Annotated in this window: 11 protein-coding genes; 2 read left to right on the top strand and 9 right to left on the bottom strand. The window is 50.6% G+C overall.

Annotation, left to right across the window (positions count from 1 at the left end; genetic code table 11):
- The 6 genes from JW881_13580 to tmk form a co-directional block, all read right to left on the bottom strand.
- On the bottom strand, positions 1 to 318 hold a 318-nt coding region (locus tag JW881_13580; protein ID MBN1698540.1), incomplete at its 3' end, for a hypothetical protein.
- A 160-nt stretch (positions 319 to 478) separates the two neighbouring features.
- Positions 479 to 2,548 carry a transglutaminase domain-containing protein gene (locus JW881_13575; GenBank protein ID MBN1698539.1) on the bottom strand — a complete coding sequence of 690 codons (2,070 nt, stop codon included), beginning with the start codon at positions 2,546 to 2,548 and terminating at the stop codon, positions 479 to 481.
- Positions 2,535 to 3,785 carry a DUF58 domain-containing protein gene (locus tag JW881_13570; GenBank protein MBN1698538.1) on the bottom strand — a complete coding sequence of 417 codons (1,251 nt, stop codon included), beginning with the start codon at positions 3,783 to 3,785 and terminating at the stop codon, positions 2,535 to 2,537. Before JW881_13570 ends, JW881_13575 begins: the two co-directional genes overlap by 14 nt.
- On the bottom strand, positions 3,785 to 4,738 hold the full coding sequence (locus tag JW881_13565) for a MoxR family ATPase (GenBank protein ID MBN1698537.1): 954 nt from the start codon (positions 4,736 to 4,738) through the stop codon (positions 3,785 to 3,787). The genes JW881_13570 and JW881_13565 overlap by 1 nt, the downstream gene beginning before the upstream one ends.
- Before the next feature lie 204 nt (positions 4,739 to 4,942).
- A complete protein-coding gene (locus JW881_13560; protein MBN1698536.1) occupies positions 4,943 to 5,560 on the bottom strand; it encodes a hypothetical protein in 618 nt (205 codons plus the stop codon).
- A complete protein-coding gene (gene tmk, locus JW881_13555; protein MBN1698535.1) occupies positions 5,539 to 6,177 on the bottom strand; it encodes a dTMP kinase in 639 nt (212 codons plus the stop codon). Before tmk ends, JW881_13560 begins: the two co-directional genes overlap by 22 nt.
- A 111-nt stretch (positions 6,178 to 6,288) precedes the next feature.
- On the opposite strand from tmk, the gene priA reads away from it, so the two are divergent.
- Positions 6,289 to 8,244 carry a primosomal protein N' gene (priA, locus tag JW881_13550; protein ID MBN1698534.1) on the top strand — a complete coding sequence of 652 codons (1,956 nt, stop codon included), beginning with the start codon at positions 6,289 to 6,291 and terminating at the stop codon, positions 8,242 to 8,244.
- Positions 8,245 to 8,449: 205 nt separating this feature from the next.
- Positions 8,450 to 9,190 carry a TIGR02206 family membrane protein gene (locus tag JW881_13545; GenBank protein MBN1698533.1) on the top strand — a complete coding sequence of 247 codons (741 nt, stop codon included), beginning with the start codon at positions 8,450 to 8,452 and terminating at the stop codon, positions 9,188 to 9,190.
- Between the two features lie 108 nt (positions 9,191 to 9,298).
- On the opposite strand, the gene JW881_13540 is transcribed toward JW881_13545, so the two are convergent.
- From JW881_13540 to JW881_13530, 3 genes are all read right to left on the bottom strand, one after another.
- Positions 9,299 to 9,739, bottom strand: a complete 441-nt coding sequence (locus tag JW881_13540) for a DUF1232 domain-containing protein (GenBank protein ID MBN1698532.1) — start codon at positions 9,737 to 9,739, stop codon at positions 9,299 to 9,301.
- A 96-nt stretch (positions 9,740 to 9,835) separates the two neighbouring features.
- The gene (locus tag JW881_13535) at positions 9,836 to 11,647 is read right to left on the bottom strand and encodes a hypothetical protein (GenBank protein ID MBN1698531.1); all 1,812 of its coding nucleotides are present in this window, start codon (positions 11,645 to 11,647) and stop codon (positions 9,836 to 9,838) included.
- A 73-nt stretch (positions 11,648 to 11,720) separates the two neighbouring features.
- The gene (locus tag JW881_13530) at positions 11,721 to 12,500 is read right to left on the bottom strand and encodes a hypothetical protein (GenBank protein MBN1698530.1); all 780 of its coding nucleotides are present in this window, start codon (positions 12,498 to 12,500) and stop codon (positions 11,721 to 11,723) included.
- Between the last annotated feature and the right edge of the window lie 112 nt (positions 12,501 to 12,612).

The raw sequence follows: 12,612 nt of genomic DNA, 5'->3' as shown, positions 1-12,612 counted from the left end.
GGAAATTCCGTCCTCCACGGAAATTCCGTCCTCCACGGAAATTCCGTCCTCCACGGAAATTCCGTCCTCCACGGAAATTCCGTCCTCAGATTCCGTCATGTTCTCAAAAACCAGCTCATCGCGCCCTACCTCGTCGAGTATGTTGATGATTTCATCATAATTTCCATCGCGATAGAGGGGCTGTATGGTATCAAGCAAATCCTTCATTTTTTGAAAAAGCGGGGAAGCCTCCTCCGCTGCGGCGGAGAAAGGAAAGAAAATCGACGCAGTATGAACAAGGAAAAAAAAGAAAATGCTGATCGGCGGTCTTTTTTTCATCGCTGCATTTATTATACCGCTTAAACGATGGTTATGACAACCACAGGGAGTTATGATTTCTCGAACCGTCCATCCCCGGATGTACAAAACAGAATACCCGTGCGTGAAAAATCATATTCAATCATACTATCAGGCCGTCAAACCGGAGAGACGCGCAAGGTTACGATTTTTTTACAAGCCTGCGGCAGCGGATAAAATTTTTTATCAGACTCATTTCTTGATCGTCCGGCATTGCGTTACCGTAGGCTGCTTTGAGAATAACGGCCAGGAGGGCGTCGGCATTTTTTTCTTCAATAATGTAGGCACCGTGCAGGTTTTTCTTCCATACAATCCAGCCGCCTTTTTCGGGTGGCGGGATATCTTTGTATTTTCGCACGACCTTATCGAGAAGGACTTCAAGGTGTCTCGAAGGAAGCCGGGAGAGTATAATTCTCCTTAGAATAAAAAGAAGGACGCCGGAAAGAAAAACCAGAAGCATTACAACAAGGACGAAAGGTAAAAGGGCGACGATATCCCGTACCCATTCCGGTATCTTCAATGTCTTTTCTTCCGGGGCGAGTTCGATTCCCAGCAGATCCCTGAGTTGATGGAGGGTCAGCGAATTACGGGCGATACGGTTTTCACGCATCATTCGCAGATAATACTGTTCGTAATAGGTGTTTCTGTACAATGCTTCCCTTTCATCGAAGGAAAGGATAGGGGTGGCTTCCCATATTTCCCATCCCCTGCCCGGCAGCAGGCATTCCGGCCACGCATGGGCCGCGCGCGCGGTGACTGTTTTTTCGCGTGAATCATCCGAAACAACGGCAAGAAATCCGGTTCCGTACCTGGCCGGAATGCCGTTAAGCCGGGCAAGGATGATAAACGCCGTTGAAAAATGGACGCAGTATCCGCGTTTGTCGGAAAAAAGGAAGAGGTGGAGGAAATCCTCGCCGCCGCCGACCTCCGGCGCCTGCAGGTTGTAGGTATTGTTGATCGCCAGATATGTCAGAATGTTTTCGAGGATATCATGCTGCGAGGAAGCCCCGTTACCTAATGAGGAGGCAAGATTCACGATTTCCCGAGTCAGTGTGTCGGGTGTCTGGAGAAAGATACTTGTATCCGAATTTGAACCCTCATGAGGCCTTCCGAGAAAAAGGGTGATGAGGCTGTTCCGTCTGAATCCGTCCCCGAAACGTATGCCCGGAATATAATCAAGCTCGGGAAGGGGGTAGTAGGTGTTTTTGTAATCGAAGCCGATGGTATCGATGGTATGGGGGACATTGAGAAAAACCTCGTTAAGCGTTATGATTGAAAGGGTTTCCGGGTTTTCCGCATCCGGATGCAAAACGTCCGGGCCCGCTCCGGGAGCGGGATTTTCGATGAATTTTACCGTCTGTTCCCAGCCGGTTCCCGTATAACGATCATAGGTGTCTGTTTTAATATAAAAGGCCCCGTTTTGTTCCGAGGTGATATGAAATATCGGGGCAGACGTATTCACCGCCGTTCCACCGAGACGCCGGGAGATCCCGGGTATTTCGTATCCGGGAATATCGATTGCCAGCGGGAATTGGGGCAGGTATGTATCGATGAGTTTTCTTGTCTGGGGATAGAGGTATCTGTCGATGAGGTCGCTGCCTGAAGGAGTCGTGAAAAGAAACGAGAGTGTCAGTCCGGCCGCGATGCAGAAAAGGATTGTTTTGGCAAGAATGATCGCGCGCCGTTTCAGCATCAAAGCGGTGTAGAGAGATACCGAGACAAGCAGGAGAAGGACGAAGAGTGGAGTCTGAAAGATGATGAGGAGAAGAAAAAAGACGACGGAAAGCAGGCCCGATAGCGGCTTGTACGACGAACGCCTTATTGCGGAGGAGGCGACGAACATGGAAAAAAGAATCGCAAGAACGACGAAAAGGTTTGCGATAAAATATTCTTCCGTGAGTGTTTCCGAAGCGGCTTCGAAAAAGAAGGCGTACACGGAGTGCGGGGTGATGATGATGACGATAAGCGTGGCAACGGCAAGCAGACCGGAGGCGATAGTGGAAACAAGCGAACACGTTTGTTTTACCGTGTGATGAAGGTCCGGTCTCGCCGATACCGATTCGAAAACGACTTTTAGCGCCACAGCGACACCGATTATCCATATGGGGATGCCCGAACGGAGGATGAATTTGAAAAAAAGAGGGATGATGGAAGCGGTGCAAAAAACGATGAAGCCGCGTACGATATAGTGTTCGAGATCAAACCGTCTCATTTCCGTCATTGCCTTCCATATCCTCGATGATGGAGTGGGGTGAATGCACTTCGACGATATTCGCTCCCCTGTCGCGGAGGGTATTGAAGAAGCGTCTGTATTTCTTTTTTTCACGGTCTCCGGTCGTCGTATGATTGAAGATAACCAGGATCTGCATATCGGAATTGATCGATTCTTCCAGAAAATCGAACAGCCCGGGGGTAATGCGGTGGGTGATAAAGATAACGCTTTTCGATTCCAGTCTCCCTTCCGATATGTCCGCGCGGAAGAGTTCATAGGGATTTTGAAGCCCTCCGGAAAAAAGATTGATCGTTGTCCGGTAAAACTCATCAAAGGCTTCGAGACGGTCGCCTTTGAACGTGAAAATCGGATTGCAATGGCAGGTGACCGTCAACCTGATATCCGCTTTGAGGTAATAGCGGACCAGGGCGGTGAGGATTTCGATGGAAACATCTTCCCGTTCGAGTGCCTTGATCGATAAGGATGCGGCATCCTCATTGGAAAGATCGATGTACAGCGCGACTTCCGGAGTCGCCGACGTATCATATTCTTTGAGTACGGGAAGGCCGGTTGCGGCGAATTTTTTCCAGAATATGTGCCGGGCGGAAGCCGGCTCGCGGTATTCCCTGATACCGCGTACGAGTGTGCTGTCCGGCAGGCCGGCCGGTGCTGCGGCGGAAGCCTTGATAAGCAGGCTTTCGGCACCGAAGAAAAACCTGCTGAGGGTAAGGATTCGCGGATACACATAGAACGTCCTGTGCCAGACCGGAATGGTGACATTCACGAGGTCGAGCATATCCGCCACGGTGACTGAATCGAGACCGACATTGTAGATGCCGCGGTAGGAGCAGGTGATCTCGTAGACGAACTCTTTTTTTTCTCCGCGTGAAAGTGAAAGATGAAAATCTTCAATCATCGTATCCATCAAAGGGTTGACGGTCACAAAATGTGACGAAACCTTCGAGATGGAAAGAAAGGATTCGTTGGTCAGTACCACCCTGTATCTGATCGTTTCACCCTTCACCGGATGGTCTGAACTGAAATACTGGAAGTATTTTATGCCGAAGACCGATATGAGGAGGTGGGCGATCGAGAGGAGGGGAAGCAGCAGCAGACCGTACATGAGGAAAAGCATCACCCCCCCGAAATATGAGCCGGCAAGGTAGATGATAATCATAACAAAGACGAATCCCGCGAGGGCTTTCACTTTGAAATGAATCGACATTGTCCGTTTCATTATCTGCCCGCGGGGACCGGCATGGTTGCAAGAAAATCGGAAAGGATATCCGCTTCCGATTTCCGTTCCATATGCGCTTCCGTGGAAAGGATGATCCGGTGAGCGAGAACGGGGATCGCAAGTTCCGTCACATCTTCAGGAATCACGAACTCCCTTTCCCTGCTCAAAGCGAGTGCCTGCGACGCTGCGACGAGGTGCTGCAGCGAGCGGGGACTGATACCGAGCTTTACGTAATGTGAACTCCTGATTCTGTTGGCAAGCCCGATGATATATTCCTTTATCTCATTCGATACATGAATTTCCTCGACAAGATGACGGATTTCGACAATCTCTCCGGGGTTTGTCACCGGTTTGAGGGCATCAAAGGGGCCGATACTTTTTTTCATGCCGAGGATATCGATTTCCTCACTGTTGCTTGCGTACCCTAAAGAAAAGGAAAGGCCGAAGCGGTCGAGTTCGGCTTCCGGCAGGGGAAATGTACCGGTAAAGGTGACCGGATTCTGTGTTGCGATCACGAAAAAAGGCCGGGGCAGCATGTGGGTTTTTCCGTCAATGGACACGGTCATATCCTGCATTGCTTCAAGCAGACTCGATTGGGTACGGGGGGAAGCGCGGTTGATTTCATCCGCGAGTACGAACTGACTCATTATCGCCCCCTGTTTGTAGATAAATTCCTTTTTCTGCGTATCCCATACATTCATACCGACAATATCGCCGGGAAGAAGATCCGGGGTAAACTGGATTCTGGCAAAAGAAAGCCCTGTACTGGCTGCAAGACATTTAGCCATGGTCGTTTTTCCCACACCCGGGATATCGGAAACCAGCACATGCAGACCCGATATAAATCCCGTCAGCATCAGATCGATCTGCTTGCGTTTGCCGATAAAATAGCTGGTGATATTATCCCTGATTCCGGCGATGATTCCGGTACACTTTTTTATCCGATCGTTCACTTCCGTTCCTCGCTGTTTCAATATAATTGTAATGTAAAGGTTTTTTTTTGTTTTGTCATGCCGGTAAACAAGAAAACTTGATTTTTTACGGGTGACATCACGGCACCGCCGATGATACGGTGAAGGTTGTGTATCGTGTGGATTGGAGGACGTTCGGAATTTTCCCGCCGCCTTAATCACGGCCGGTTTTTCGGGAAAAGCCGGTCAATACGTCGAATCATCCATGTGCTCGAATCGTGATCTCACCGCGGCAAGCCTTTTAAGATGGGATTGAATGATGTCGTCATAATCCAGTTCTTTTGTCTGGATCCTGTAGTGTTCGTCTTCCCAGTTTTGAATTTCCTCGAGGTTGTAACGGAAGATACGGGTCAGCCGTGACGACCACTGCCGCGCTTCATTCCAATAAGTGATCGCAGTACGGTAGAGTTTTTCCGCTATCGCGAGACTTTTCAGGTTTTGCTCTTTCCACGGTGCATTATAAAAATATGCGATACGTTTGTCGTAGCCGCTTGCGAGGGTGAGGTAAAGCTGGGTGAGTTTCAGGTTGACATGCATTTTGAAAAGGCAGCGGTAGCGTTCCCATTCCTGTTTATTCTCAATCCGGGCAAGCGCGTAGAGGGGATTGCAGAAATCCGCCGCGAGGGCATGTTCGAGATAATTGATGTTTTCCAGACAATCATCCGGATACTGGTAGAAATGAATATGGTAGAGACGGTAGTATTGTTCCGCATAGAGGATACGGTATGAGTAGCCTGGGATTTGCGTCCAGACAACGATGAACAGAAAAAAGAAAATGCGCCTCACCTCTTGATTATCGGCCATTCCCCAGCAATATCCCATATTTTTTGAAAGACCACCTCCGGGGCAAGTGACCCGTCTATCCGGTGAATCGCCATTCCCGAGGCGGCATACACCCCGAATGTTTTCTCGTAACCCTCAAGTACCTTTTCCTGAAAGGCAGCGGTTTCATAAATTTCCTTCTCCGCTCTCCCTCCGACGCGATCCATACAGACTTCGATAGGAACATCGAGAAAGAAGAGGTGCGAAGGAAGGGGGAACAGCCGGTTCAGGGTGTACACGGCATCAAAGTCACAGAGGACGGACTGGTAGGCGAGTGAAGAAAAGAGATACCGGTCGCTGACAACGACTCTTCCGTTTCCGCAATCGGAGAGAATACCTGAGGCGGGCTCCTTGAGATGTTCGTTCCTGTCGGCGGCAAAGAGAAAGGCCATGGTCAAAGCGTCGACGGAGATCTTGTTTTTAAGGATGGACCGTATTAATCCCCCGACGGGTCCCTTTGTGGGCTCGAACGAACGGGTATGCGGGATACCCGCCCTTTCAAGCGCCGCGCAGAAGAAATCAAGCTGGGTTGTCGTCCCCGAACCGTCGAGCCCTTCAATAACGATAAAGTTTTCAATAATATCCTGATTAACCTTCAAAGCCGTTCCATCCTACAGGAGCGGAGGGTGTGCGTCAAGTGAAATACGTTTTATCTGTTTTTCCGGGCTTGTCCGGGATTCGTTTTTCATGATAGATTGAATCCGTCTCCGATGAAAGCCTATATCGATGTTATTTTCAATCTGCCCGTTTCACGACACTTCACCTATGTCCTCCCGGACCGCTTGACCGCTGAACCCGGTCAACGGGTGCAGGCGCCGTTCGGGTCCCGTAAACTGACCGGTTATATCGTCGGTATCCGCTCCGATCCGCCCGCCGGATGCGCCCGGATCAGGGAGATTGAACGGATCATCGATCCTTCACGTGTTTTTGACGAAAAATTGCTCGATCTCGCTCACTGGGTATCGACGATGTATATGTGCTCGCCGGGGGAAGCCCTTGCCGCCATGCTTCCGGGGGGTAAAAAGGAAAAAGATCCGGACTATTGTCTTACGGATGAAGGGGAGTGGGGGACGAAAAAGTACGAACTCGCGCCGCAGCAGATATCCGCGATCGGCGATATATGTTCGCACCGTGAAGGGGCTTTCTATCTTCACGGCGTCACCGGAAGCGGAAAGACCGATGTGTATATCAGGACGGCGGAACATGTTCTCGGGGGCGGAAGGGATGTCATCTACCTTGTCCCCGAGATTTCGCTTACCCATCAGGTGTCGGAAATCCTGCTTCGCAGGTTCGGCGATGCCGTGGCGATCGTTCATTCGGGGTTGACCCCGTCGCAGCGGCTGAATGAATGGATGAGAATTCTCTCCGGCCGGGCGCGGTTTGTCGTCGGCGCACGCAGTGCCGTTTTCGCACCGGTTTCCCGCCTCGGCCTGATTATTGTCGACGAGGAGCATGAAGGCGCGTATAAATCCTCCTCGACACCGCGTTATCATGCCCGTCAGGTTGCCATGCACCGGTGTACGAGTGAAAAAGCGCTGTTGATCATGGGAAGCGCCACGCCTTCGCTTGAGGCATATTACCGCATGAAAGAGGGGAAACTCTCATCCATTCTCCTTCCCGAGCGTTTGAGCGGCGGCCGTATGCCCGCAATCGAAATCGTCGACATGAAGCACGAAAAAGGACCGTTATCCGGAGAACTCATTGAAGAAATAAAAAAAACGCATGATGAAGGAAGGCAGACGATTCTTTTTCTCAACAGGAGGGGATTCGCCTACTACTTCCATTGCCGCTCGTGCGGGTACGAGATGAAATGCAAACATTGTTCCGTTTCGCTTACTTTTCACAAACAACGGGGGGAGATGGTCTGCCACTACTGCGGATACAAAACCCGTCCCGTCGAGGTGTGTCCCGAATGTAAATCGCTGGATGTCGGGTATTCGGGTTTTGGGACGGAGAAGATAGAGGAGGAGATGAAACTCATTTTTCCCGATCTCATCGTCAGGCGGATAGATACCGACGCCGTCAGAAAAAAAAGGGTGCTTCGAACGATTTTATCCGATTTCCGGCAGGGAAAGATCGATGTGTTGCTCGGTACGCAGATGGTTGCAAAGGGACTCAATTTCCCCAAAGTAAAACTCGTGGGAATAATCTCGGCGGATACCGCCCTGAACCTTCCGGATTTCAGGGCGTCCGAACGGACCTTTTCCCTGATCGTCCAGGTATCGGGACGTGCGGGGAGATCTCATCCCGACGGAAAAGTGATTGTCCAGACCATCAGGCCCGACTCGGAAGCGATCCGTATGGCAGTGTCGATGAGATGTGAGGAATATTACGAAACTGAACTCGATGCGAGAAGGGAGCTCGAGTTTCCCCCTTTTGTGAGGTTGATAAGAATCGTTTTCAGGGGAAAAGACATGCGGAAGACTCGCGCGGCCGCGAAGGCATTGTATTCGGTCCTCGATAATGAAATCAGTGAATTCGCAGAGATTCTCGGCCCGGCCGAGTGTCCGATATCAATCATATCCGCCAACTACCGCTATCAGCTCATTTTCAGATCGCGGGAGTTCGGACGGCTTCACCGTGTCGTGAAAAAGACATTCCTTTCTTATAAAACGGCAACGGGTGTTTATTGTGAGATCGATGTGGATCCGGTTTCGCTGTTATAAAAGCGCCGATAGGCACGTGATATTAGGCACCTCCTGACCGGGAAGAATCCGGGAGGCGATTGAATCTTATTAAATGAGATGGAGCGTTCGGCATCAAACGGGTCCTCACCGGTTTTTACCCTGAGGATCATCCTGAGATCATTTTCATTTACTTGACATATATGCATGAGTGGATTTATTATCCTTGATTAAAAAGGAGCGCCCAATGCCCGATTATTTTTCTGCATTTTTCTACAATAATACCTTCAAAGCCTTTTCCCTTTCCCACGTTGCGGCCCTTATCGTTATCGTCATCGTGAATATTATGATGGTCGTGATTTTGAAAAAACTCGACAATCCGAAAGTGAACAAGATATTCTGTTATACCGTTTCGATTGTCATCATCGTCCAGGAAATCGGACGATCGGTGTGGTATGCGGCTTACGGCATTTTTTCGTGCGCCGATTCCCTTCCCCTCCATCTTTGCGGTTTTGCCATTATTCTTATGCCTTTCATGCTTATCATGAAAAACAAAACCGTCTTCGAACTCCTCTACTTCTGGGGGCTGGCCGGGGCGACACAGGCGCTTCTGACCCCGGACCTTACCTATGACTTCCCCCATTGGGTTTATTTCAGGTTTTTCTTCGCCCACGGGCTTATTATTCTGGGCTGCATCTACATGGTCTTTGTCGAAAAGTACCGGCCCGCCTGGAAATCGATTCTGAAAACGTTCATCGTCACCAATATCCTTATGCTTCTGATCGCCCCGCTGAATTGGGCGACGGGAGGCAATTATTTCTTTATGTGCCATAAACCGGAAACGGGAAGCCTCCTTGATTTTCTGGGACCATGGCCGTGGTATCTTCTCTCCCTTCAGGGAGTGGGGTTGTTGATTTTCGTCATCTACTATATGCCTTTTTTCATAAAGGATTTGATCGAAGGAAAGAGGAGAAAAAGAACCGCATGAAATAAATCAAGGACGGCTTTTATAACGACCGCCTTTTTATCCGTCTGCCGAAGATTGTGCGCCTCCAAAAAATGAAGAGAAGCGGCCCCGAAATCCCCGCGGCCACGGTCAGTGAATAAAGCTTTTTCTTTTCTTTTTCCGCCATTGTTTGTAGGCCTCGAGATCGTTTTTTACCTGCCGGATAACGAGAAGAATCACGGAAATGTCGTCGGTAAACCCGATCGCGGGGAAAAAATCGGGAACGACATCGAGGGGGGCGAGAAAATAGAGGAGGGCGCCGGCGACAATGATCACCGATCCGATCGGGATGTCCGTGTAGTGATTCCGGACCACGTCCCGCACCAGTTCGAAAAAGAGTCTGAGATCGTCGATCACATCATGGAGAAACCTGACGGTTTTCGTTATTTTCAGATCGGTCTTGACCAGCATCTTCTCGAAGCCTTCAGCCGAACAAAGCAGTTTCTCCGCCTTCCGCTCTTTCTTTTCCAGTTCCTTTTTCAACAAGGCCCGGCTTTGCTTGTGATGCTTTTTTACGGCTTTTTTCCCCATATTGAAAATATACCATATATATAAGGCATTTCACAATGAATGAAACGGGAAAAAAACCGTTATTAATAATTCAGGACTGTATGTGAGTAAAGCGCACTAATCGGTTATTTCGATCGTATAGGAATAGTCGCCGAGTTCGACGGTAAATCCTTTGGAAAACAGATTGATTCCTCTTCCGTCTTCGAGGATGTCCGAATCGTATGAAAAACTCGTCGTTATGTTTTTATTGCTTTCGGTAAGAAAGTAGTGGGTTTTCAGGTCTTCATGATCGCCCCATGTCGCATCCAGGGCGACCGCGCGTTTATCCGGTGTGTAAAACACGGCCCACGCGTGTCCGATGTCGGAATCATAGGTGTCTCCGCAATACATCGATGCGGGAACACCGAGGCTTCGAAGCAGGGCGATCGTCAGCAGGGCATAATCCTGGCAGTTGCCGCGGTAGGAGTTTTTTATGAGGCGGCCGATACGCAGCTCGTCGGTTCCTTCGGGATCGAGCACGTATGAAAGTTTGTCGATGACAAAGTCATAGACGGCGGAAACCCTCTCAAGCACGCTTTCCGATGTCATACGGGATGTGATTTCCCTGGTGAATGCCCTGATTTCCGGCAGCGTATAATCCGCCTTATTGTCGGAAGCGAGGTTTTGCCTGAAAAAGGGGTCGTTCCGGTTGTAATTACCGATCGAATATGCCTCGATTTCCTCCCGCCCCGTGAATATGCTGGTTTTTTCGACGGTCGAGGTGATTTTGATTTCGTTTTTCCCTTTTTTGAGGGCGGGTCCTTTCAACGAAAACTCGATGAGGCTGTTGCCGGTATTATCGGTTAAGGCGGAGAAGGGGACCGCTGTGCCGTTGACATACGCCTTGATCGCTTCCGTTTTCTGGTTGCGGCAGGTCTGGGGCACCCGTGCCGTGATCTCGAGTTCATAGGCTTCCGTCTGGGTCCCGCCTGCGGGGATGACGGTAAAGGGATAGACAACCTCATGGCGGTACCTCACGCTTTTCGTTTCATTATACAATGTCAGACCGATATCGAAGACGTCGGACGCTTTATGATGAGTGACAATATGGCCGAACTCGGCATGGGCCGCGGCAATACGGCGCATACGGATGTACAACAAGCCGAGATTGAGCCGTATATAGGGGGAATCGGCGCGTGAAAGTGCATATTCGGCGAAACCGGCCGCGTTCGCGTAACGGGCTTCTTCTGCCGCCTTGATTACCGCTTTCACATAACGGAAAGCGATATCCTCGAGATATTGGTCGTCGACATCGAAGCCGGAAACAAAGCGGATCGCGTTTTCGAGTATCCCGATCGAATCGTGTAACGGGGCGGATTCGGAAAGTCTCGTGTAGCACCAGGCGATATTGTTTTTTACCGCGGGGTCCGCTTTGCAGCCGAGGGCTTCTTTGAAATAGGCCAGTGCAAAACGGTAATCGCCCGACGTCATTTTATTGTATCCGATACCGAAAAACGCGTGAAAAAACTGTTCCTCAAGCCGGACGTCATCGCTGTAACCTGATTCCTCCGCGTAGATGAGGTACGGGACGGCCTTGCCGTATTCTTCGAGCGACAGGTAGCATATGCCGATCGCGTCAAGGGATTTTCCGAGGTCGTCATAGGTGTGTATGATACGGAAAAGCGGGACGAGGGCGTCCGAATAGTCCCCGTCGTTATAGGCGTCGACAAACTGATTGAAAAGGGTGACGTATTCGCCGCTCAATGTGTCGTAATTGTCCGGAACACGGTACTCCGGAACGGAGACGGCCACGCCCAGAATATCGCCTGCGGAATCTTCCCGTATCGTTTCGATCATTCCCGTAACGGCAGATCCGGGCGGAGGCGGTGCCGGGGCGGAAACGCACGAGGCAAGGATAAAGAAAACAACGGGCAGCACTGTTTTGTTCATGATCACTCCTTTCGTTTCCGCGTGAATATATGTGCGGTTTTGAGGCCTCACCCGGCCATGGTCCGGCCCCGGCCTACCAGTTGATGCTGTCGATGGTGCAGTCCGCGCTTCCCGCGACCCCGCTTTCCGATGTCGGGCCGCCGAGACGGAATTCGACACATCTCACATTTGCGATATTGAACGCACCGCCTGGCGCCAATGGTCCCACGGATGTGCCATTGATCGAGATGACGTTGCCCGATCCATCGAAACCATAGGAGACATCGTTCCAGCCCTCGGAGACGGATGCATAGTGAGTAAGCGCGGTTTCACCCGCGCCGGAGTTGAAAAGGATGATCATGCACGCGGTAATGGGAGAGCCCGCAGGAATATGGACCTTTGCGGTGACCGTTTTATTCGCCAGAGTCAGATAAGAACCGTCCCCGACAAGGGGATCCGTACCGTGGGGGGTCCCGGTCAGGGCGATCATGAACTGGCAGGTGGCGCGGTCGTTGTCTCCGTTTACCCCCGTCACCAGCATCCCCTCCGTTTTGAGGGCCGCTGTCCCGTCATGGACGTTCTCATTGTCATACGACCATATCAACCGGCATTGGTCATCCATTTCCCCGGCGGCGTCGAAAATCGTATAGTCACCGTTCGGGATGAAAGGGTCTATGTAACTCGCACACCTGATGTCATCCTGCTGGTCCGCTTCAAAATTGACCAGGGCCGGTGTGCCGGGTGCGGGGGAGGGCGTCGGGGTCGGGTCGCCGTTTCCGCCGCCTCCCGACGATGAATCGGGGCAGGAAACCAGAAAGAACGCCAAAAAAAGGAATGAAAGAATAATCGTCAATCGATACGGGATGCGTCTCATCGTATGCTCCTTGTCGGTTTGTAATGATTTTTCGGGATATATTATACATGCAAGACGTGCCGGTGTCAATCATCATGCGGCCTGGATTTTCTCTTTTACAAATCTTTGATTT

The organism is Spirochaetales bacterium, from assembly GCA_016930085.1.
GTDB lineage: Bacteria > Spirochaetota > Spirochaetia > SZUA-6 > JAFGRV01 > JAFGHO01.
Note: the sequence above shows the minus strand (reverse complement) of the source record. Positions and strands in the feature narration are given on the sequence as shown.

Coding starts and splice junctions, on each gene's coding strand:
- JW881_13545 (MBN1698533.1), top strand. CDS start 8,450: ATGCCCGATTATTTTTCTGCATTTTTCTACAATAATACCTTCAAAGCC.
- JW881_13540 (MBN1698532.1), bottom strand. CDS start 9,739: ATGGGGAAAAAAGCCGTAAAAAAGCATCACAAGCAAAGCCGGGCCTTG.
- JW881_13575 (MBN1698539.1), bottom strand. CDS start 2,548: ATGAGACGGTTTGATCTCGAACACTATATCGTACGCGGCTTCATCGTT.
- JW881_13560 (MBN1698536.1), bottom strand. CDS start 5,560: ATGGCCGATAATCAAGAGGTGAGGCGCATTTTCTTTTTTCTGTTCATC.
- priA (MBN1698534.1), top strand. CDS start 6,289: ATGAAAGCCTATATCGATGTTATTTTCAATCTGCCCGTTTCACGACAC.
- JW881_13535 (MBN1698531.1), bottom strand. CDS start 11,647: ATGAACAAAACAGTGCTGCCCGTTGTTTTCTTTATCCTTGCCTCGTGC.
- JW881_13530 (MBN1698530.1), bottom strand. CDS start 12,500: ATGAGACGCATCCCGTATCGATTGACGATTATTCTTTCATTCCTTTTT.
- JW881_13570 (MBN1698538.1), bottom strand. CDS start 3,785: ATGAAACGGACAATGTCGATTCATTTCAAAGTGAAAGCCCTCGCGGGA.